This window comes from Floridaenema evergladense BLCC-F167 (assembly GCF_041929205.2).
In the GTDB taxonomy this organism is placed as follows: Bacteria; Cyanobacteriota; Cyanobacteriia; order Cyanobacteriales; family Aerosakkonemataceae; genus Floridanema; species Floridanema evergladense.
In genome coordinates, this window is sequence record NZ_CM171625.1 from 2339484 (window position 1) to 2361420 (window position 21937).

The 21937-nt window shown below is 38.1% G+C and carries 23 protein-coding genes and 1 pseudogene; 10 read left to right on the plus strand and 14 right to left on the minus strand.

Annotation, left to right across the window (positions count from 1 at the left end; genetic code table 11):
* Positions 1–10: 10 nt before the first annotated feature.
* A complete protein-coding gene (locus ACE1CA_RS11430) occupies positions 11–889 on the plus strand; it encodes an SGNH/GDSL hydrolase family protein (RefSeq protein WP_413279094.1) in 879 nt (292 codons plus the stop codon).
* On the opposite strand, the gene ACE1CA_RS11435 is transcribed toward ACE1CA_RS11430, so the two are convergent.
* Both ACE1CA_RS11435 and ACE1CA_RS11440 read right to left on the minus strand, forming a co-directional pair.
* Positions 880–1227, minus strand: coding sequence for a hypothetical protein (locus ACE1CA_RS11435; RefSeq protein WP_413279095.1), 348 nt, complete (start codon positions 1225–1227; stop codon positions 880–882). The two genes, ACE1CA_RS11430 and ACE1CA_RS11435, sit on opposite strands and share 10 nt — an antisense overlap.
* A gap of 47 nt (positions 1228–1274) precedes the next feature.
* Positions 1275–2338 (minus strand): IS630 family transposase gene (locus ACE1CA_RS11440; protein WP_459563618.1). Its coding sequence is split into 2 segments (ribosomal slippage): positions 1275–1882 and positions 1882–2338, totalling 1065 coding nucleotides; the frame shifts between segments, so codons are not numbered across the junction.
* A gap of 139 nt (positions 2339–2477) precedes the next feature.
* On the opposite strand from ACE1CA_RS11440, the gene ACE1CA_RS11445 reads away from it, so the two are divergent.
* Positions 2478–3422, plus strand: a complete 945-nt coding sequence (locus ACE1CA_RS11445; RefSeq protein WP_413279742.1) for a CPBP family intramembrane glutamic endopeptidase — start codon at positions 2478–2480, stop codon at positions 3420–3422.
* 33 nt (positions 3423–3455) lie between these two features.
* Here ACE1CA_RS11445 and ACE1CA_RS11450 read toward each other — a convergent pair whose 3' ends face one another.
* From ACE1CA_RS11450 to ACE1CA_RS11465, 4 genes are all read right to left on the minus strand, one after another.
* Complete coding sequence (locus ACE1CA_RS11450; RefSeq protein ID WP_413279743.1) at positions 3456–3830, minus strand: hypothetical protein; 375 nt, start codon at positions 3828–3830, stop codon at positions 3456–3458.
* Between the two features lie 308 nt (positions 3831–4138).
* Positions 4139–4747: a hypothetical protein gene (locus ACE1CA_RS11455; RefSeq protein WP_413279744.1), complete on the minus strand. Its 609-nt coding sequence runs from the start codon at positions 4745–4747 to the stop codon at positions 4139–4141.
* 150 nt (positions 4748–4897) lie between these two features.
* Positions 4898–5476 carry a thylakoid membrane photosystem I accumulation factor gene (locus ACE1CA_RS11460; protein ID WP_413279745.1) on the minus strand — a complete coding sequence of 193 codons (579 nt, stop codon included), beginning with the start codon at positions 5474–5476 and terminating at the stop codon, positions 4898–4900.
* Positions 5477–5507: 31 nt separating this feature from the next.
* Positions 5508–6530, minus strand: coding sequence for a M23 family metallopeptidase (locus tag ACE1CA_RS11465; RefSeq protein WP_413279746.1), 1023 nt, complete (start codon positions 6528–6530; stop codon positions 5508–5510).
* 214 nt (positions 6531–6744) lie between these two features.
* Between ACE1CA_RS11465 and ACE1CA_RS11470 the strand changes: the two genes are divergently transcribed.
* On the plus strand, positions 6745–9297 hold the full coding sequence (locus ACE1CA_RS11470) for a sigma 54-interacting transcriptional regulator (protein WP_413279747.1): 2553 nt from the start codon (positions 6745–6747) through the stop codon (positions 9295–9297).
* An 81-nt stretch (positions 9298–9378) separates the two neighbouring features.
* On the opposite strand, the gene ACE1CA_RS11475 is transcribed toward ACE1CA_RS11470, so the two are convergent.
* Both ACE1CA_RS11475 and hcp read right to left on the minus strand, forming a co-directional pair.
* The gene (locus tag ACE1CA_RS11475; RefSeq protein WP_413279748.1) at positions 9379–10158 is read right to left on the minus strand and encodes an HAD-IIB family hydrolase; all 780 of its coding nucleotides are present in this window, start codon (positions 10156–10158) and stop codon (positions 9379–9381) included.
* Positions 10159–10344: 186 nt separating this feature from the next.
* Positions 10345–11982, minus strand: coding sequence for a hydroxylamine reductase (gene hcp / locus ACE1CA_RS11480; RefSeq protein WP_413279749.1), 1638 nt, complete (start codon positions 11980–11982; stop codon positions 10345–10347).
* A gap of 94 nt (positions 11983–12076) precedes the next feature.
* Between hcp and ACE1CA_RS11485 the strand changes: the two genes are divergently transcribed.
* On the plus strand, positions 12077–12781 hold the full coding sequence (locus ACE1CA_RS11485) for a Crp/Fnr family transcriptional regulator (RefSeq protein ID WP_413279750.1): 705 nt from the start codon (positions 12077–12079) through the stop codon (positions 12779–12781).
* Between the two features lie 158 nt (positions 12782–12939).
* Here ACE1CA_RS11485 and ACE1CA_RS11490 read toward each other — a convergent pair whose 3' ends face one another.
* Complete coding sequence (locus ACE1CA_RS11490) at positions 12940–13296, minus strand: Hpt domain-containing protein (RefSeq protein ID WP_413279751.1); 357 nt, start codon at positions 13294–13296, stop codon at positions 12940–12942.
* A gap of 543 nt (positions 13297–13839) precedes the next feature.
* On the opposite strand from ACE1CA_RS11490, the gene ACE1CA_RS11495 reads away from it, so the two are divergent.
* The 4 genes and pseudogenes from ACE1CA_RS11495 to ACE1CA_RS11510 all read left to right on the plus strand — a co-directional run.
* The gene (locus ACE1CA_RS11495) at positions 13840–14268 is read left to right on the plus strand and encodes a response regulator (protein ID WP_413279752.1); all 429 of its coding nucleotides are present in this window, start codon (positions 13840–13842) and stop codon (positions 14266–14268) included.
* A gap of 275 nt (positions 14269–14543) precedes the next feature.
* Positions 14544–14780 carry a hypothetical protein gene (locus ACE1CA_RS11500; RefSeq protein WP_413279753.1) on the plus strand — a complete coding sequence of 79 codons (237 nt, stop codon included), beginning with the start codon at positions 14544–14546 and terminating at the stop codon, positions 14778–14780.
* Positions 14781–14836: 56 nt separating this feature from the next.
* Positions 14837–15886, plus strand: a complete 1050-nt coding sequence (locus ACE1CA_RS11505; protein ID WP_413279754.1) for an SDR family oxidoreductase — start codon at positions 14837–14839, stop codon at positions 15884–15886.
* Positions 15887–15959: 73 nt separating this feature from the next.
* A pseudogene (locus ACE1CA_RS11510) lies at positions 15960–16091 on the plus strand (glutathione-dependent formaldehyde dehydrogenase); the annotation flags it as partial.
* On the opposite strand, the gene ACE1CA_RS11515 reads toward ACE1CA_RS11510, so the two are convergent.
* The 3 genes from ACE1CA_RS11515 to ACE1CA_RS11525 are packed head-to-tail and all read right to left on the minus strand — an operon-like array spanning position 16090 to position 18418.
* A complete protein-coding gene (locus ACE1CA_RS11515; RefSeq protein WP_486517769.1) occupies positions 16090–16905 on the minus strand; it encodes an alpha/beta fold hydrolase in 816 nt (271 codons plus the stop codon). The pseudogene ACE1CA_RS11510 and the gene ACE1CA_RS11515 sit on opposite strands and share 2 nt — an antisense overlap.
* A gap of 52 nt (positions 16906–16957) precedes the next feature.
* Positions 16958–17434, minus strand: coding sequence for a DUF2243 domain-containing protein (locus tag ACE1CA_RS11520; RefSeq protein WP_413279757.1), 477 nt, complete (start codon positions 17432–17434; stop codon positions 16958–16960).
* 48 nt (positions 17435–17482) lie between these two features.
* The gene (locus tag ACE1CA_RS11525; protein WP_413279758.1) at positions 17483–18418 is read right to left on the minus strand and encodes a hypothetical protein; all 936 of its coding nucleotides are present in this window, start codon (positions 18416–18418) and stop codon (positions 17483–17485) included.
* A gap of 446 nt (positions 18419–18864) precedes the next feature.
* Here ACE1CA_RS11525 and ACE1CA_RS11530 point away from each other — a divergent pair, with 446 nt between their 5' ends.
* Both ACE1CA_RS11530 and ACE1CA_RS11535 read left to right on the plus strand, forming a co-directional pair.
* Positions 18865–20028, plus strand: coding sequence for a baeRF7 domain-containing protein (locus ACE1CA_RS11530; protein ID WP_413279759.1), 1164 nt, complete (start codon positions 18865–18867; stop codon positions 20026–20028).
* Positions 20029–20061: 33 nt separating this feature from the next.
* Entirely contained in the window at positions 20062–20748 is a 687-nt protein-coding gene (locus ACE1CA_RS11535) for an SRPBCC family protein (RefSeq protein WP_413279760.1), read from the plus strand.
* Positions 20749–20975: 227 nt separating this feature from the next.
* On the opposite strand, the gene ACE1CA_RS11540 is transcribed toward ACE1CA_RS11535, so the two are convergent.
* Positions 20976–21221 (minus strand): ChaB family protein, encoded by a 246-nt coding sequence (locus ACE1CA_RS11540; protein WP_413277572.1) that lies wholly within the window; start codon positions 21219–21221, stop codon positions 20976–20978.
* 134 nt (positions 21222–21355) lie between these two features.
* Positions 21356–21829, minus strand: coding sequence for a TspO/MBR family protein (locus tag ACE1CA_RS11545; protein WP_413277571.1), 474 nt, complete (start codon positions 21827–21829; stop codon positions 21356–21358).
* Between the last annotated feature and the right edge of the window lie 108 nt (positions 21830–21937).

The window sequence follows — 21937 nt, forward strand, 5'->3', positions numbered from 1 at the left end:
CTAAAATCGAATGACCGATCGCACTCTCAAATCAGAACCAAACACCTTAAAATCCAATCGGGTATTAAATTCCCTCAAGAATTACCCGACTTGGGCTTTGTTGTCTCTTGCTGTTAATGCTTTACTAATACTAGTGGTTGGCTGGCTACTACGTGATTTTTGGTGGCCTGTTGATTATCAAATTAGTGCTTCTGCGGCTAGAGAAAGTCTGTTGTCAGAAGATCCTTCCACTACTCCGGGATTAGGAAAAAGGCATCAATTGACCTATCAAAAGTGGATAAATATTTTGCAGCAGGAAGCGGAAATTGCTGCTGCAAAACAGCCTTCACATTTGAATGTTTTGTTGGGTGATTCCTTGAGTCTGTGGTTTCCTCCAGATTTGTTGCCTACTAATAAAAATTGGTTGAATCAAGGAATTTCTGGGGAAGTTTCTCTTGGTTTATGGCGGAGGTTGGGGTTGTTCGATCGCACGCAACCGGAAAGAATCTACATCATGATTGGAATTAACGACCTGATTCGGGAAGTGGATGATCGAACTTTGTTGAAAAATTACCGCAAGATTCTGCGAAGATTGCGACGAGTTCATCCCCAAACTCAAATTGTGGTGCAATCGATTTTACCTCACGGTGGGGAAGAGGCAACTTGGGAAGGGCGCGATCGGTTAATCAAAATTCCTATCAGTCGCATTCAACAGCTTAACCAAGAATTAGCTGCGATCGCCCAAGAAGAAGAAGTAAGATTTTTAGATTTATATCCTTTATTTACAAATGCTCATGGTTATCTTCGCGCCGATTTAACCACAGATGGATTACATCTTAACCGACAAGGTTATCTAGTTTGGCGATCGGCAATGCAAATGTACGCTCAGTTAGTCTTAGGTCAGGACTGAGTTGTTGAGAAATGCGATTTTTTATTATTAACCGGATTCTCTGGGGAAAAATCGGGCGTTTCTGGAACTTCTTCCTCTTTGATTTGCACCTCATCACTAATGTTTAATAGCGATCGGGGTTCAATTAGCAATTGTCGCCTTAAAATCTGAATTTCTTTTTCAAATTGCCGCTTTCCCTGTAGAAAGAAATCCTCTGAACTAGAACGATATAAACCGTTAATTACCTGATGAGGAATAGTATTTGCTAATATGGGCGAACTCATTAATAAAGTTAAAGAAACTCCCCATACTGTCACCCTAACTGCTCGGCAAACTGTCCGATCTATATTAATTTTCATTTTTTAACACACAAATAATCTTACGTCAATCCTATTATATAGCCAGTCTAAATGAATTGTGAAAAAGCATCGTAGTTTTTAAAGTTAGGAACATTAAAAAGTTTGAAATCAACAAAAAGCTGAAATAACCGCTTCACAATGGCAAAACTTTTACCAAACCGATAAAATCTTCTTAGTAAATTTTTTAACTGTAGCCAAATTGCTTCTACAGGATTTTCTTGGGGAGCGTAAGGCGCAAATCTATGACAAGTAACATTCCATTCTTCGGGAGTCATTTCTTGATTCTGTTGAGTTAAAAATTTTTTCATTTCCTCTCCTCTATGATAACTAGCTCCATCCCAGATCAATAAAATTTTGGCTCCCGGATTTCTTTGTTGTAGTTGAGTGACAAAATTGACAGTGTTTTCTCCATTTCCTTGGGGATAAGGGTCGAGAATAAATTCTTTCGTTAATAGATCTAAAGCTCCATAATAAGTCTGTCTTTCTTTGGGATTCAACAGTGGAATTTTCACTGGTTCTTTGATGAAGTTCCACAGATAACCACAGATATCGTCCCAGAGTAGATGGCATTCATCAATAATATACACCACCAGCTTTCTGGCCTCTATTTCGGTGCGATGTTTTTCGAGAAGTGCGGCAATTTCTTGGTTTTTTTTTTAGTTAATTCTGCATCATATCGAGGATTCACCTGTTCTCCTTTTTGCCAAGAGATTTTCGCTTCTTGAAAAATCTGATAATAGCTTTGTCGCGATTGAAAAACTACATCATATTTGTCAATTAAATAAGTTTCTAATTCGGAAATATCCCAAGCTTTTTGCTGAATTAACCACGCAATTGTTTCCGCTCTTTCTTCTGGGCTTAAATAACTTTCTGTGCCTTTATACCTGGATTTTAAAGCTTCATTACCGCCGACTTTAAAAGCATTAAACCATTTACTGATAAACCCTACTGAGACTGCTAAAATTTCTTTAATTTTCTCATAGCGATATCCCTCTAACGCCAATTTAGCTGCTAATGCTCTCTTCATTTCTGCCGATTTTGGATTACTTTTAATAAAATCTTCGAGAGTCTTTAGCTGTTTTCTAACTTCTGAATCTTCTACTGCTCTCATTTCTACTTCTCGGTTACAAGCCGTTCTTATTTTACCAGATTACCCTTTTACTTCTTTCATGACTCATTTAGACTGGCTATAGATATGGAAAAATGTTATTAGTTATGGTATTTATTGGTAATATATACTTTGAAAAATTATGGCAGATAGATATTTGTTTTTAGCTCGTCGTGGCAAAAATCAATGGTGGCGTTACTTGTCAGCAATTTCTTTAATTTTAGTTTCCTGGTTAGCGATCGGTAATATACCAGCGTTAGCTTTAATTTTGTTAGTATTTTATGATGGTAACGAACAGACAAACTTTAACGCTCAACTCAATCGATTTGAGGGAATAGATATATTATGGACTTATTTAGTAATTCATTTTGCTTTTATTGTTTTCCTAGCTGCTTTATATGTTGCAGTTCGGTTCATACATCAGCGAGAATTCATTAGTTTGATTACTCCTAAATTTCAAGTAAAGATATCTAGAATTGTCCAAGGATTTTTGCTTTGGGTGATTCTTTTAGCTGTTGCTTGCGCGATCGAGTATAAACTTTTTCCTCAGAGTTATCAGTTTGACTATAACCAAACCAAATTTTTAATATTTCTCCCTTTTGCATTAATTTTAACTCCCATCCAAACTAGCGTCGAAGAGCTTTTTTTTAGAGGCTACTTAATGCAGACAGTTGGCTTAATTACTCGCATATCTTGGATTCCAATATGGTTTTCATCATTAATATTTGCAGCTATCCATTTAGGAAATCCCGAAGTAGGAGCAAATTTTTTGATTTTAGCTATGTTTTACTTAGGGTTTGCCTTTTTCTTAGCCTTCATTACTGTTAAAGATAATAGTTTAGAACTAGCTTTAGGAGTTCATGCAGCTAATAACTTATTTACCGTTTTGTTAGTTAATCCCACTGATTCTGCTTTACCTGCTCATGCAGTTTTTGATTATAAATTAAATCCATTATATACTTTAGTAAGTTGCGCGATCGCAGCCATCATATTCTCTATCATTCTCCTCCGAAAACCACCAAAAGATAAACAAGATGACCAAGCAAATAAAAGACAGAAACCAACAGTTAAAAGGAAACCCCAGTAATTAATTTAGGGGTTTCCAGCCTAGCTTTATCCTTTAAAATCTTAACAACTCCACTTGCAGAAAATTGTCTCCTTGTCTATAATTTGGTTCGGTTACTATTTGTCCTTCACCTAACTTAACAACAAAGGTATCAGGCCAACTTTCTTCTAAATCTGGGCCACCAACACCTACAGGTAAAATTTGAGTGCTATAGGCAATAGCACCATAAGCTGGTTGATAAAGACCGTAAGTAACCTCAGCGTCAGTAAATTGACTAAAGTTATATCGGTTAATTTCTAAATCCTGTACAACAGTGGGGTCGATTTGAATTCTCGATCTTGGCACAACCTGTGCATTAGCAACAAGAGGAATCCCTACAATTAAAGCAGACATTCCCAGAAGGGAAGCAAATTTGGCGATAGTTTGCATAGCTTACTTCTCTAGTACGATCTTGGTTGGATTGATTTGTGCTATAAATAAACAGCGTTTACCTCAGATGTAGAAACGTTTGATTAAACGTCTTTACATCTGTAGCTTTCTCACTCTCCACCACACCGAACAAAGACTTTTCTCTAGCTAGCCCTATATTTATAATAACGATTATAGATGAGCAATTTCGCAATCTAAAGGCATATATTTTGCAAATATAAAGAGCTATCTTATGGTTGCTGTAAAATAAGCAGTTAGATAGATGAAAAATCAGGACTTACGCATTATTTTGGCGTAAGTCCTCGGAATTAACAAATTGGACGATGACCAGGTTTTACGGCATGGACATACTCGCTACCGGAAGTGGGCCATCCTCGTTTGTAAGCTGCTTCCTCTGGGTTTCCCCATCCCAACTGCAAGAGAATTTCCAGAAAGTCTGACTTTTCCCATTTGCACAGATTAGCCCATTCTGTTCTATATGCGATTCTACTCACATCAGCGGGAGCGATCGCACGATAGTCTTTACCATGATTGACACTCAGATAAAAATCCATAGCGGATGTTACTTCATGCCAAAATTTCAATATGGAAGGTTTAGCAGCTTTTAAAATCTCCACATCACTTGGTAAAGCAACTAAGTTAGAGTCAACTTCTGGAAAGCGCAAAGATTTGCCATTAATGCCAATCTCTCGCCAAACAATACCAGAAACCCCATGTTGTCTTTGGTAATGATGAATAGTAGCTTTAAAATCTTGATAAGCTGTAAACTTTTGCACTCCCTCCGATTTCAAAAATCTGTCTATTAAAGGATTTCCCGAAGGTTTCGCACTCAAGCTAAGGCGCTGTCCCGTCAGACAGGCTTGACGCTCGTGCGCCAAAATTGTTATTAGATCCTGGGTGGTGTAAACCTTTGTCATGAGAACACCATTCAGTTGGTTTATCTGCAAGTTTAACCTCTGAACCCATATTTTTTGGTTATCCTTTACTAATAATTTGGAAATTTAGTACGTTGTAGCGCTTTAGCGCCAGACTTAGTGCTAAAGTCCAACAACGTACTTTAGGGTATGTTACTCAGCTAACTCGCTGCTGAACTCGTTGAAAGCTTTTGGCTTTAACTCCTTAGACGCGGAACGAGGTAGCAAATTAAACTGTTCCCGAAAGGCATCATCGATTTTTTCAAAAGGTAGTTGTCCTTTTTCGTTAATCACTTGCTTACCTGATTTGTCAAGTAGAACGACTTGGGGAACAAAACCTTGGTAATAATAACCAACTTCTGTGGGTGCGTAGTTGGGTTTAGCGGGGATAGAATCGACGCTGACGGGGATAAAATCTGCGGCTCGACCGTAAAATGCTTGTAGTTGGGAAACTACGATCGCATATTGCTTACAATCTCTACTATCGTCGGCATAAAACACTAACAGAGTCGGATTATCTCGCTTTAAGGACTCTGCTAACGAAACCTTTGGCGGAACTAAAGAACCATTTCCGCCATAGAGGACAAAAATATTGCCATCATAGTTATCATCATTGATACCCGCTAGGGCTGACGGCGTTCCCAAGAGAAATAGGCAACTGAGGGTAGCTACTAGCAAGATTAGCCAGCTAAACAGTCGTCGTCCAGAATTGAGAAAAGTAGCGATACTCATTGTTACTCAGAATCCTTACTTTCCCATTATCTCAGCGCAACTGCACTTGTCTGATGCTTTCAATCAACACTTTATTACCTCTTATTAGGCGATACTCTCCACGCCAAACGCCAGGAAATAAAGGTTGACTGGCAGAGTTCTTCTTACCAAAGTAACTCAACCGGATGCGATTAGTTGATTTCACCTGTTGTTTGCTATTCACCACAGGTTTACCATTTGGTGCTATCAGCCGAAATTGTTCTTCATCTCCCTGACGCACTCCGAAAATTTGCACCCAAAACAATAATGCCGGATTATTTGTCGCTAAGGTAGTTTCTGCGAACTGTCCTTGCCAAATTTCTCCAAAGGTTGGTTCTTTGCTAGCAAAACCTGCGCGAATCAAACCTGTGGGAACATATTCTAAAGGTTGTTGCCACAAAGGTTGACGCGCCACGTTACAACCTTGAGTATTGCCAATACCAACAAAAGGGTCTACAACTTTATCCTGGTAGCGAACTGTTAAATGGACGTGGGGAAAAGAAGCTAAACCTGATTCTCCCACCATACCTAAAACTGCACCCGATGCCACAGATGTGTTTGGTTTGACGACGACACTACCTTGGCGAAGATGACAATACTGACTTTGCCAACCGTTCCCATGATCTATAATTACGCCGTTACCGCATTCTATACCTTGAGTTCTGCTTTTGTCCGTTTGGTCTGCTACCCGAATATCAGGAACTCCGTCGCGTATTCGTAAAACTTTCCCGGAAGCAACTGCTTTGACTGCTACACCTTTTGCCATTGCCCGTTCGTCTGGAATGGCAAAATCTGTGCCATTATGATTGTCGTAGGTAAGTTGACCACAAGCAAAATCTATGGCTGCGGAACTGGGGTCACGGTCTAAGTAGTGCATGATAAAACAGTCTTTGCCTAGTGTACAGTCGATCGGCAAGGCAAGTTTAAAACTGTTTCCAGCTGATTGTGCTGAACTGACATTTGGTTGTTTGCTTACGGCAAGAATAACTGTGAGGAGAAAACCCAAAGCTGCTATAGCTAAAAAAGTTTTTTTCATGACTTTATGGGGGATTGGGGATTGGGGACTGGGGACTTGGGACTGGGTGAGTTTTGAATTCTTCTCCCCTCTGCTTTCTGCCTTTTATTAACTGCTGCGGCTGAAGAAAATTGCCGCTAAAACAATTAGACTTAAAAGGGTTAGAGGAACCCAAAGATCGATTATTTGTTGAGACATAGTTTTAAATTAAAAAGCTTCGCTGGGAGTAGCATTTATGAAATATCCAGAGAGAGTGGTATGGTTAGAGGAACGCACAGAATTAGGTGTGTTATCTGAAAATACGTTAACAGCAATTGCGGAAGTTTTAGAAGAAAAGGTGATTGCGGCGCAGACTCGTTTGGTACAAGAAAATACTACACCTGATGGTCTTTATATTTTAAAACAGGGGAGGCTAGAGGGCGATCGCATAAATCAAGCTAATTCGGTTTGGGCAATTAGTTTACTTCCCGGTGCTTTAATTCATTTACAAGAACTACTTTTTGGGCAGTTAACTCAAAGAACTATTATAGCTTTGAGTGAATGCGAATTATGGTTTATTCCCGTCTCTAAATTTCAGGAGTTAGTAGCTGCATATCCAGAAATTAGCCAAGCTTTTACCCCGAAATTAGCAATGGAATTGGTGCAGCTTTCTTCGCAATTAAATTATGAACAAGAACGGCAAACAATTTTACGTCCTTATTTAGTCACAAAAGCCAAACGTGGGGTTGTGGGAAGAAGCCGCTATGCGGAAAGGTTGCGCCAACAAATTAAACAAGCAGCTAATGATATGGGTTCGGTTTTAATTTTCGGCGAACCGGGTTTAGAAAAGGATAATATTGCCGCTTTAATTCATTTTGGTTCGGCTCAAAGACGAGAACCAATGATTAAGTTAGATTGTAGCACTTTACAAGCCAGCGGGGTAGATTTGTTTGGTCGTGCTGGCGGTAAACCGGGATTAATTGAATGGTTAGGAAAAGGAACTTTACTGCTGAATAATATTCAAGAATTGCCGCAAGAATTAGTTCCGAGAATTGCTCGATTATTGGAAACTAAAACTTTCACGCCTGTAGGTGTTCAAGAATTAGAAACAGCTGTTCTAGAAATTGAGTGTCAAGCTAAAATTATTCTGATTTCGGAAAGGACTTTACCTGCGATCGATCGCTCAGTCAAGCATTTAATTAAAGTTCCCCCTTTGCGAGTTAGAAAAGCTGATATTAGCGACCAAGTAGAGTATTATATGCGGTTATTTAGTCGGGCTAAAGGTGTTCCCAAACCGCAAATTACACAGGAGGCTTTACGCAGGTTACAGTCTTATGATTTTCCGGGAAATTTGCGGGAATTAGAGAGTTTGGTGGAAAGAGCGATCGTGCAATCTCCCGGCATCAAAGTATTAACTGAAGAAGTGTTTTGGTCGGCACAAACTAAGAAGAAAGAATTTCGCGTTAATCTCTTAAATGCTAATCCTTGGTTAAGGAAATTTTTGCGTAGTCCTTGGTGGCCCGATCGAATAAATTACTGGTTTACTTTTAGCTTTTTCGCATTTATTGTCGCCGTCTTATTTCTAGCTCCCCAAAATCGGCAAGAAAACTTTGCGTTAAACTTATTTTGGGCTTGGTGGTGGCCTTTAATATTAATAGGATTTCCCTTTGTCGGACGCTTGTGGTGCGCGGTTTGTCCCTTCATGATTTATGGCGAAATTACTCAGAAATTATCCTTATGGTTATGGCCTAGACAACTAAAACGTTGGCCTAGACAGTCAGCAGAAAAATGGGGAGGTTGGTTTTTATTTGGCTTATTTGTATTAATTTTCCTTTGGGAAGAACTCTGGAATTTAGAAAATACTGCTTATCTTTCGGCTTGTTTGTTGTTATTAATTACAGCCGGAGCGATGATATTTTCTACTATTTTTGAGCGAAGATTTTGGTGTCGCTATCTTTGCCCGATCGGGGGAATGAACGGCTTATTTGCTAAACTGTCAATGACCGAATTACGAGCGCAACAGGGAACTTGTTCGGCTGAATGTACCACTTACCAATGTTATAAAGGAGGGCCGCAAAAAGGCGAAGGTTTAGCGACAAATGGCTGTCCTTTATATTCCCATCCGGCACAATTAGAAGATAACAAAGATTGTGTTTTGTGCATGACTTGTTTAAAAGCTTGTCCTCATCGTTCTGTAGAATTCAATTTACGTCCTCCCGGAATTGAACTTTGGACAACTCACACTGCCCATACTTACGAAGTAGCGTTGTTAATGTTGTTATTAGGTGGAGTTTTTCTGCATCGTTTACCGGAAATCAATTCTTGGTTGGGATTGAATTTAGATTTAACGCAATTTTGGCTACATTTAGGCTTTTCATTAGCAGCATTACTCTTACCAGTGTTGATTACATTTATGGCTTATGGATGGATCAGATTGGTGATTTGGTGGACTGTATCGAGGACGAAAAACTTTATTAAACCCCGCTCTTTTGTAGAGTTAGCTTACGGTTATCTACCGTTAGTTTTAGGGGCAAATTTAGCCCATTATTTGCGTTTAGGTTTAGGGGAAGCTGGACGCATTTTGCCTGTGAGTTTAGCAACTTTTGGTTTGCATGGTGAAGGTTTACCAATAATAGTTGCTCATCCGGCTGTGATGGCTTTTTTACAAGGAGTTACGTTGGTATTTTCGGTGATTTGTTCGGTGATATTAACCCAGAAAATTGCTCGTCAATCTTTTAAATGTTTGTTTCCTCAACATCTAGCGACTATAGTTTTGTGTGTTGCGTTATGGGTGATTATTGTTAATTAAAAATACCCAGGCGACTGAAGTCGCGGCTACACAAACAAAGTCCGCCTGCGCGGACTATAATTTATGATGTCGATCGCTAATTCACCCAAACTTAATACGCAAAATTAATTCTGCTAATTCCTTAAATCCTTCTCCTTCTGCTAAGGAAGTGACGTAAGTAGGTAAAAATTTTAATTTATCTTTGTAATGTAGGACATTCGCCACCCCGACAGAAAAGGGAAACAAACTGCGATCGAACAAAGTTTCATCATTAGGACTATCGCCAACTGTAATTAAATTCTCTGTGGTTATTGACGGAAAATAACTATTTAATACTTGCAGTAAACTGTTAGCTTTAGTTTGATTTTCTGGCTTAATATGACATTGCACTGTACTATAAGTAAAACCCCAATTTTTTGCCTTACAAAGTTGTTCTAATTGCTGTAATTGAGCAGTTGTTAATCCTTGGACATCAAATGTCCAGTCAGTGAGACGAAAAGCGTTATCTGTAGATTCTTGAATTTGGGGAAATTGAGATTTTAAATACTTAAAAGTTGTGGCTAATTCTTGACGGTAAATAATGAGATCGGTAATTGGTGTTAAAAGTTTTGGTTGTTCGCTGTTGGCAGGGAAAAATACGCCGCCATTTTCTGCGATCGCACCTGTCACAGGCAAATAACTTTTTAAACCTTGTACCCAACCAGCCGATCGACCTGTAATTAATAATACAGCAATTTCTGCTTCAGCTAACACTTCTAAAGCCTTGATTAAAGATGAAGTAAATTTTCCCTGAGTGGTTAAAGTGCCATCCATATCAGTAGCAATTAAACTAATATTTTTTGCAGCAAATATACTTGAAGAGGAAATGGGCATTAAAGACATAAAATAAAATAATTAAAGTTGCTCATCCGTAGATTTCCAGCGACAATTGTAACGTGCTAATAACCACAAAGTAAAGCTTACCCCAAAAATCAACCAAGTTGGAGATCTAAGTAAATTAAAAGGCTACAAAAAATGTAGATTGGGTTTAATATTTACCCAACCTACAATTAAAGATAAGATGAGAGACTAACTTAGGCAAGCTGCCAAATCTTCATCGGGGGTAGTAATTGGTTTCAAGTTGTATTTTTCTGACAGGAACTTGAAGACATTTGGAGAGATAAACGCTGGCAATGTTGGGCCTAAGCGAATATCTTTAATTCCCAGATAAAGTAGAGTCAGTAAAATCGCTACAGCCTTTTGTTCATACCAAGAAAGAATCATCGATAAAGGTAACTGATTCACTTCAATATTAAAGGCATTTGCTAACGCTAAAGCAATTTGAATTGCTGAATAAGCATCGTTACATTGACCGACATCCATTAACCGAGGTAAACCGCCAATATTTCCTAAATCTTTGTCGAAGAAACGGAACTTACCACAAGCTAAAGTCAATACTACACAATCATTTGGAACTTTTTCTACTAATTCGCTGTAGTAGTTTCTTCCTGATTTAGCACCATCACAACCACCAACTAAGAAAAAGTGGCGAATTTTGCCTTGTTTAACTGCATCAATTACATCACCAGCTACACCTAAAACAGTGTTACGAGCAAACCCAGTCATGACTTCTTTAGTAACAATATCTTCAGTAAATCCTGGCATTTCTAAAGCTTTTTTAATTACCAAATTGAAGTTGCGATCGGTGAGGTGAATTAATCCAGGCCAACCTACTGGGCCAAGGGTATAAACGCGGTCTTTGTAGTTATCATGAGGTGGCATGAGACAGTTAGTTGTCATTACGATCGGCCCAGGAAATGCCGGAAATTCTTTAGTTTGATTTTGCCAAGCGGTGCCATAATGACCGTACAAATGTGGGTAGTTTTGTTTTAATTTTGGGTAGGCATGACTGGGCAACATTTCGCCGTGAGTGTAGATATAAATTCCGGTGTTTTCTGTTTGTTTGAGGAGATGTTCTAGTTGTTTAAGGTCGTGACCTGAAACTAAAATTGCTTTGCCTTTTTTCGCACCTAAAGGTACAGATGTGGGAACGGGATGTCCATAAGTTTTGGTGTTTCCTGCGTCGAGAAGTTCCATTGTTCGCAGGTTAATTTCTCCTAATTTTAAAGCTATATTTACCCATTCTTCTAAGGTTTTATCGTTGCTTCCAAGGGCGGCTAAGGCTTCATGGCAGAAGGCATAAACGCGATCGTCTTCTTGACCAAGTTCGGCAGCATGATAGGCATAAGCAGCAATGCCTTTTAGTCCATAAAGTACGGTGAGTTTTAAGGAAAAAATATCGACATTTTTGGCGGAAGAACTGATAAATTGATATTCAATATCTTTGCCTTGTTGGACTAATTTGCTAACAGTTTGTGCGGGTTGAAATTGAGCAAGAGTTGACCATTCAATTGGTTTACAACTGGTGAAGAAAACTCGCGCTTTTAATTCATCTCGCAATGCGATCGCTTTGTGAATATAATTAACAAAGTCGTTGGGATCAAAGTTGACGTTTGTTAGGGTGGAAAAGAGGGTTTCACAAGTAAAGAAATCGGCTTCTTTATCGATGATACCAAAGGTGCGTGCTGCGATCGCTACTTCTCCCAATCCCCGTAAACAATGCACTAATAAATCTTGTAAAGCATCAACTTCTGGGTTTTTGCCACAAGCACCCCATTGATAGCATCCTTCTCCTTTGGTGGTTTGTTCGCATTGGTTGCAATACATAGTTTTGTTCCTGTTTCTCTCATCTACCCTCAGAATAGGAGAAGCTAAAAAAGATAACCTTGACTTAAGTCAAAAGATTGAGGATTGAGGAAAAATGGCAAGCAAGGACAAGCATGAAAAGGCAGATTTACAAAAGTTTTTAGGCAATAGTCAAATGTTTTTTGGCTTGCCAATAGATGAGGTTGATGCGTTGTTAAATATTGCTCAACAGCAAAGTTTCCAAAAAGGTGAGACAATTTTCTGGGAAGGTGATGCCGGAACGGGATTTTTTTTAGTAATTTCTGGCAAGGTGAAGGTTTTTAAGATTTCCCCAGAAGGAAAAGAGCAAATTTTACAAGTGTTCGGTACTGGCGAACATTTTGCCGAAGTTCCGGCTTTTGATGGTCAAGTTTTTCCCGCTTCAGCAGCGGCTTTAGAGAAAACTAAATTGTTATTTTTTCCTCGCACTACTTTTTTAGAACTATTAAAAGATCGGCCCAACTTAGCAGTTAATTTGTTGAAAATTTTCGCCCGTCATTTACGCAGATTTGCTAAAGTGATTGAAGACCTTTCTTTAAGAGAAGTACCGGGAAGATTGGCGGCTTATTTGTTGTATTTGAGCGATCGCACTGGCAACCAAAATGAGGTAGAACTAGATTTAACTAAAGGACAATTAGCCGCTTTGTTGGGTACGATTCCTGAAACTTTATCACGGGTATTCGCTAAACTCAGCCAAGAAGAAATTATTACTTTGAATGGTTCAACTGTTAAGTTATTGGATTTACAACGGTTAAAATTTTTAGCTGGTGTTAGAGAGTAATTGTTAAGAAATTCTCGGTAATACCAAATCCGAGTCAGCTACCCGATTGGCGTATGATTGGGCGATTGAAATCGCTACTACACAAACAAAGTCCGCCTACGCGGACTAAAGAATAGCGGGGGTATTTAAACCGGATTTGGTATAAAAGCAGATTTTGCTTAATTTGAGAAATTAATCTCTGCAAATTCTCGTGCTTTTTGGAAATAATTTTCTATTTCATTAAGCAATTGATTAGCTTGTGAAATATTCTGTTGATTAGCTTGTTTTTCTAATTCTGCTGCTGCAATAGACATTTTTTGTATACCTACGTTAGCACTAGAGCCTTTAATTTGATGAGCTTTATGTTTTATAGTAGGAAAATCTTGATTAGCGATCGCCTCTTTCAAAGCTACAATGTTTTCTTCAGTAGCTTGGAAAAAGATTTCTAAAAGGCGTTTTTGCATGGCTACTTTTCCCCTGGTAATTTCTTGCAACCGCTGCAAGTTTACAGGCGGTTCTTCATCCTGTGGTAACACTTTTAAAGACTTTACTTGTGAAATTTGTTCTGATTTTACCTGAATACCGATTAACTTTATATGAAAGAAATCTTTAATTTAAATAAACAGAGTAATAATTTATACAATTTTGAGAAACATTACACAATCAAGCTGAACTTTTAATGCGGTTAAAAGTTCGATCGCTTAACTTTACCAAAATTTGGGTGATAAACTTGATAAAGATCTTTTTCGCTTAGAGCAAATTATAAAGTAAAGTGGATGGGTTTTTCCCCCCGCATTCCCGAATGCAATGTTTAGTAATCATAGTAGAAAATGAACAACATACACAGCTTTCTTTTGTTTAACTAATTTTCTGTTTGTCAATGAAGTGAAGTATCTAGCCTTTCGTAGTAGAATATTTTGGAAAGGCAGGAATATTACTAAAAGGTAATTAAGGAATGAGCTTATTTTGGCGATCGTTCTCTACCTATTCATTCTCTGGTAGAATTATCTAATGATTCTATATGAACAGGAAACTAAGGCAGAAGTTAGATTACTATTTAGAAATAGGGAGATATAAAAATGAGTGAACCAATGGAAGATTCTGTAATCTTCTCTGCTGATTCGGTAAACCTTTCAGGATTAAAAGTTTTAGTTGTAGATGATGACCCTGACTCTAGAGATTTAGTAGCATTTTTATTGAAAGAATATGGGATGGAAGTAATTGTAGTAGCTTCAGCATTAGAAGTATTAAAAACTATAGAAAGCACTCAACCAGATATCCTTTTATGTGATATCGGAATGCCAGATATGGATGGTTATATGTTAATAAATCAAATTCGCTCTTTGTCGCCAGAACAAGGGGGACAAATTCCGGCGATCGCACTTACTGCATACGCGGGAGAATCTAACCAACAACAAGCATTAAAAGCTGGATTTCAATGGCATTTAGCTAAACCAGTGGAACCAATGGATGTAATTGCGGTAATCGTTGAACTTACCAAAAAGTAAACAATTAGTTGCTTTAATTTTCACCTTGAAAAAGCAATTAATGTCAATAATACCAATCCTATTTATTTTTAACTCGTTCTATAGATAGAAACATAAATTCTTCTTGAGATAGAGGTTTAGGGTAAGTAGGATTGTTAAGTTTTACTAAGAACAATTAATTTTGCATCTCGCTGGGTTCAATAAACATAACAGCGAGCGAATTTTTTTGTGCAACTACAGCTTTTAGTTCGATTAAGGAACTGGTTAGTTAATCACTAATAGCAGGGAATAAGTAGATGAAAGAATATCAATTTCACGATGAATATACTTTAGCAGAAAAGGCTGAAGAATTAGCTAAAAAAGCTCTGGAGTTAGGCATAATACCCAGCTTTGTAATGCGTTGCTTTCCAGATAGTAGGCAATTTTATATTCCCAACGAACAGGAAGGCGAACCATTAACTCCAGAAAGAGCATATCTGCATTTAAAAAAGATGATTGAATCGAATCAATCAGCATTTTCGGAACGGAAATAGAGCAATGAGGTGCGATCGCCTCCCGTAACAACAAATAGCAGAAAGGAGTAGCATTAATGCAGCTAAAACCAATTAATGAACAGGTAGTTGCGATCGTCGGCGCTTCCAGTGGAATTGGACGCGAAACAGCGATTAGATTTGCCAAAAAAGGAGCAAAAGTAGTAGTTTCGGCGCGGAGTCAACCAGGTTTAGAATCGTTAGTTTCTGAGATTAAAAGTTTTGGCGGAGATGCGATTTCTGTAATTGCTGATGTGGCAGATTTTGGGCAAGTAAAAGCGATCGGCGATCGAGCAGTAGAACAATACGGCAGACTTGATACTTGGGTACATCTTTCTGCTACGGGAGTTATTGCGCCATTTGATGAAATTACCCCCGAAGAATTCAAGCGAGTAATTGATGTTAACCTCACCGGACAAGCTTACGGTGCAATGGCAGCATTACCCCATTTAAAACGTCAAGGAAGAGGCGCATTAATTCATGTTTCTTCGATGGAAGGTAGGCGCAGTCTTCCCCTGCAAAGTCCTTATTCAGCATCAAAACATGGAGTTGAAGGATTCCTCGATTCTTTACGTTTAGAACTAATTCACAAAGGAATTCCCATCAGCGTTACTAACATTTTACCCTCAACAATCAACACTCCTTATTACAACAAAGTTCGCACCAAAATAGGAGTCAAACCTACAGGAATACCTCCTTATTATCAACCCAGTTTAGTTGCTGATGCAATTCTCTACACTGCGGAACATCCCACCCGTGATTTTATTGTCGGTGATTCGGGAAAAGTCTTAGATTTTTTACATCGAATTTCCCCGCAATTAACCGATACGATTTTGCTGTTAATAGCCTTTCAAGGACAGCGCACTAATGAACCGAAATCGGAAGATGCACCAAACAATGTTTTTGAGGCTATTCCTAATGGAAATTACGACACAGTAAAGGGAGATTTCGATCAGTTAGCAATTCCAAGTTTCACTGATTGGATCGATAAAAATCCTCCAGTTAAATACGCTTTAGGTTTAGCTGCACTTGCTGTAGGTTCCACAGTTTTAGGAGGTGCAGCATTCTTGTCAGCAATGGCAGCCGAAATTTCAAAAATCACCGAGTAAATTAATCGCAATTGTAGGGTGCGTGATTTGACGCACCTTACAGACTAAGTTTTATTAAATTGGAGAAGCAAAAATGAAAGCTGTTTGTTGGTATGGTGCTAATGATGTCCGGGTGGAAACAGTCCCCGAACCAAAAATTATTAATCCAAAAGATGCAATTTTAAAAATTACTTCAGCAACTATTTGTGGTTCTGATTTACATATTACCGATCGCCCTCCCGTGTTGCGACAAATGATGGATACCTAGCTTCAATTTCATCAATAAACTTAGAAACAGCTTTTGTAAATGTTGCTGTAAAAAAGAAGTTCCATTCATGGTAAACACCCTCAACAATTACCAGTTTGGAACTTTTAATATTTCGAGCAAATTCTTGAGCCATTGCGATCGGAGTGAGTAAATCATTTGCACCCCAAATAATTAGACAAGGAGTATTAATTCGAGGCAAAATTGAACGAATATCTCTTTCTAATACTATCCTGGCTGTTTCTATGACTTTTCTAGTATTAAACAGGCTATTGTAAAGTACACGCTCTAGTATAGCTAGGGTTGGTTTTGGTTTTGCTTGCCACATTTGAGTAGACATTTCGATCGCTCTTCGCAATACAACTTCTGGCAATGAATTCATCGGAATGCCTGTACTATCTGCTATGATTAAACTTCGGACAAAAGTAGGTTTTAAAGCTGCTATTGCCAGTGCGATCGCGCCGCCTAAAGAATGCGCCACAATATGTACAGACTGGAGATTTAATGCTTTAAGAAAATCAATTAATAGTACAGCATAATCGCTGTAATCTTTAACAAAATGAGGGGCTATTGATTTTCCAAAACCTGGTAAATATGGTGCTACTATGTGATAACGTTGCGACAAAATATTTAAGATTTCTTGATAAGGTTCAATTGATACAGCCCAACCATGAATAAATAGTATAGTAATAGAATTGTTAGCTTTTCCCGCTTCTTTGTAATAAATATTACTATCTACCAAATCAATTTGCTTTTCAATGAAAAAGCTTTCCACAGTCATTACTCCTTACGATCGCAGGTTTACCATTAATGACGGTTTTATTAATTTAAGTTTCTACTTCTTGTCGTCTGATTAACAACAACCAACCCACAACAGCCAGCGACAGACCTAAAGTTAAGAATCCTATATCCCACACCAATTGATTATGCCCAGGTTTTACGTGATGAATACCTAAAATTTGGTGATTAATTAAACCTTCCACAAAATCAAAAGCACCCGCACCGATCAAAAAAGAACCAGCAAAAGTTTTTAAAGAAAGAGGAACTTTACTGTTAGCAGTTGCTTGCCAAAACAAAATTAATCCTGCTACCGCCAATAGAGACGCACCTACATGAAAAATTCCATCCCAGAAAGTGTTCAACTTAATATTAGCCGCATTAGTTAAGGGTCGAATACTCGATACCATGTGATGCCATTGGAGAATTTGATGCAGTACTATGCCATCAAAGAAAGCAGCAGCACCCATACCTAGTAAAACACCAGATGCAACGAATCTTCCTAGTTGATTGTTTGGTTGATTCATAAGAGTTTTGTTGGTCAGGAATAATTGTTTTGGACAATTGCGATCGCCTTAAGCCATTTCCGTGACTGTATCCTTTGACTCAAGCATTTCGATTGGTTGAGAAGATTTTCGAGCCGAACCATATAACTCTACAAACCTTCTAAATAACCAAGCAGTTTCGTGACTTGAAACTATACTAGCATTAAACAAGCGATCGATATTTCTTTCTGCTAACTTCCGTAAATATGGCAAGTCTTCAAACAGAGTTAAACAAGATGCTAAATGTAATAAAAGTTGCAACAAAGGTTTAGGCCAATTGAGATTGCTGTAAATGTCGATAAACAATCTGTGTTCTTTATCACTAACAGGTTCGACATTAAACATGACAATAATTCTTTTATCTCCGTAAACGGGAATATTCAGTTCTACCGTATGTGGATTATGTAAAGCTAGAATTACTTCTACTACTGGTTGTCGCCAAATTCTCAAGGCATTAAAAGCAGAATCCAGCATAGTTTGGAACTTAATAATTCCACCAACAGCAGTTGCTTGAAAATGTGTAACTGAAACAACTCTCAAGTTACTAAGACTAAAATTATGAACTGTTTCTAAATGTTTTAGATTTAACAGGTGATAGATTTGACAAAGATGAGAAAAAGGTAATAAATACTCCTGGCTAATCAGGTGTAACTTTCGCAATTCTAGCATCCGATTTTGCGCTGAACCTGGATGAATTTCTTGAGGAATCAGGTTGATATCTGTAGGATAAGTATTAATTTCTACCTGAGCGGGTTTCAAGACTAGCCAACTTAAAAAAAACAGAGAAGCTGTCAGTATTTGCATGAAATCCATCGCTGATAGATAACCATCAGCTAGAGTTGCCATACTGCGATCGGTAATTCCAAATAACCCAGAGGGAATTCCTAATAGCCAAATACCATTTCTCAAGTTACTAAGAAATTCAGAAATTTGTGCAGAATTTGGATGAGGTGTCAATTTATTCATAATTCCTTAGTTACTTTTAATGGGTAATCTGAGAATTTAAGCTACTAAAAATCAGCACCAAGCAAAAGCTTGATTGCATAAAGCTGGAGCTTTATTAGCAAATAAAAATTCTTTTATAGACGTATATTTGCCTAATAATTTGTTGCTTATTTAATAGGTTAACCCTATTTGTTAAGATTCTTTTCTGTCGAAAGAGTAGTCTTGCAATCTATCCCAAGATGTGCATTATTTCTCTCTCAAGTATTCAAAAGTCGCACATTATAAGCAAACAAAATATTAATGGCATCTATCCTAAGTTAAGTAATTTAAAAATCTTTCTTTCGATTGTTACTAAAGACAGAAGAGTAGATAAGTTAGCAGAGATAAATTGTAAAGAATAAGCATTTATTGACTATTGCACTAATAGGCGATTAGCAACTTTAGAAAGATTTAGGAGAAGATATAGCATGGGTCTATTGTCTATAGATGAGTTAAAAAAATTAGTAGAACAACCTAAAGGACTTTGTGTTTCAATTTATATGCCTACTTGCCGTTTAGGACAAGAAACGCAACAAAATCCCATTCGGTTTAAAAATCTCATCCGTCAGGCAGAAGAATTATTAGTAGAACAGGGTTTAACTCAATCAGAAGCCGGAAAATTTTTGCAGCCTGCTCATGAGCTTGACGAGCAAGACTTTTGGCAACATCAAAATAATGGGTTAGCAATCTTTATAGCTGAAGGATTTTTTGATTACTACCGCTTGCCATTAGACTTTAACGAATTAGCTGTTGTTACCGATCGCTTCCATCTCAAACCTCTCTTACCTCTATTAACTAATGATGGATTATTTTACATTTTGAGTTTGAGTCAAGATCAAATTCAACTATTAGAATGTACCCGTTATGATGTAAAAGAAATTGAGTTAGAGGATGTCCCCAAAAATATGGATGAAGCGCTCATGTATGATGAGACTGCTAAAGAGGGGCAATTCCGCATTAACACAACAAGAGGTGGAACTAATAATTCTTTTCAACGATCGGGTAGTTATCACGGGCAAGGAAGTCCAGACAGAGATAATATTAAGACAGATTTGTTGCAGTTTTTCTACTCGATCGATCGCGGAATCCACAAATACTTGCGGGGAAAAAATGCACCTTTGGTATTAACGGGAGTAGAATACCTGTTTCCAATTTACCGAGAAGCTAATACTTACCCGCATTTAGTAGAAGAAGGAATTACCGGGAATACCAAAATCTCGACTCCCGAAGAATTACAAAGTGAAGCTTGGCAAATTGTGGAACCGATATTTTCACAGGCGCAACAAGAAGCGATCGCTTACTATCAAGAATCTGCCGCTGCTCAAAGAGCTTCAACTGATATTAAAGAAGCTGTTCCCGCAGCATTTTATGGGCGCATTGAACAATTATTTGTAGCTGTTGGAGTGCAACAATGGGGAAATTTCGATCCTCAAAATAACACAATTGAACTACATCCCGAACCCGAAATAGGAGATGAAGATTTATTAGATTCAGCCGCAGTTCAAACCATTTTAAATGGAGGAACTGTCTATGCTGTTGAACCAGAAAAAGTTCCCGATCGCGCTCCCTTAGCAGCTGTTTTTCGTTATTAACTTGCAATATTACTATTTTCAGGAGACAACCGGATGGAAATTACCAAACAAAATACTACTAATCAACCAGAAAATACCAAAGATGCTGGAAATTGGGCATCCTTAATTGGTGGAGGCGCACTTGTACTTTATGGCTTATCGCGTGGCTCGCTTCGAGGTGCGTTGATGGCTCTTGCAGGTGGCGGTTTAGTGTATCAAGGAATCGGTGGAAAAAGTGGCGTACAGGATGCAACAGGAATGAACCAAAATATCATGGTGGAAAAGACAGTAACTATTAACAAATCGCCGGAAGAATTGTATCGTTTCTGGCACAATCTCGAGAATTTACCAACTTTTATGAAACATTTAAAATCGGTGAGAGTACTTGATGAAAAACGCTCTCATTGGATTGCTAACGCACCTATGGATAACAGCGTGGAGTGGGATGCTGAAATTATTAATGACCAAGAAAATCATTTAATTGCTTGGGCTTCTTTAGAAAGTGCAGATGTAGATAATTCTGGTTTTGTTCGCTTTCAACCTGCGCCAGCGGGAAGAGGAACTGAAGTAAAAGTTGTCATGGAGTATAACCCGCCTGGTGGTGCTTTGGGGGCTGCGATCGCCAAACTTTTTGGTGAAGAACCAGAACAACAAATCGGCGATGATTTACGCCGCTTTAAACAATTAATGGAAGCCGGAGAAATTGCCACCACCGAAGGACAACCTGTTGGACATAGGTAACATAAGTACGTTGTTGCGCTTCAGCGCTCTTATTCAAATGGTAAAAGAGCGCTGAAGCGCAACAACATACAAATCAAAAATATACCCTTGATTGTTGGAAAATTCCATTAATCAAGGGCTGTTTCTGTATTCACCTATTCGCTCAAAATCAAACGCTATGGGAGATTTTTAAAACACAACGAAATATGTAAATAATTTTTGGCTCGAATAGGCTTTTTTCTTACTACTTAGTTACCGCCTGAAGTAACAGGTTTGTAATGTATACCTGGTTCTTCTGGCTTCTTGTGCCATTTGCCATCTTGACCTTTTTCAAAGTTTACACCCAGGCTATTCCAGGCTACATTCATAGCAGATTCTTCATCCATTCCATTTTCGTAGGCGCTATTGAAAGCAGCCAGAAAATATTGCTCAGAACCATCCGCTAATTGTTCTCTAACTTCAGGAGATAAGTCTTCGATTTGTTTCACAGCCATAAATCCCATCCTCTTTTTATTTCACTACTAGGATCATCATAAAAAGCAGAGCTTACAATTTCTTCATCCTTGGAGGTAATTATGCTATTTATTAACTATCTCTAAGGTATGATTAATAAATCAAGTTTAAGTTTTTAAGCCGCTTCTGGATTAAGTTGAATCATTTCCCAAGTGGTATAAGTGCCAACTGGACTCCACAGTAAATAAGGTATTAATAAAGCAGCAGCTAAACCAGAAATAGGCCAAACTAAAAGTGCTAGTGAAACAGCTAAAACCAATCCCACTGCTCCTAATATTAAGCCAACTTTTAAGCTTCTTAGTCTTAGGGTCATGGGAATATAAGCCACTGTTACTATTTCTAAAAGTAAGTAAAGTGCCATGAGTAACCAAGTTTTTAAACTTCCTGGTTCTTTTCCCCAAATTTGAATAGCTGACCCTGCACCACAGACAAAAATGAAATTCCAAATGAAAGGAATAGCAGGTTCAAAAACTAACCATTGAGGTCGGCGTAATTCTACTCCCCAAACTGTATCACGCGGTCTCATCAAAATAGTACCAAGGGCAACTATTAGAGTTATGCCTCCGATTACCATCCAAGATTTAAGCATTTTTCCACCTCTGAGAATTCTATATTTTTTTGATTTTGCGATCGATCCTGGCAAGTGAATCAATGAGTTTAATCAGTCTTGAGTATGAACATACTAAAACTGATTTTG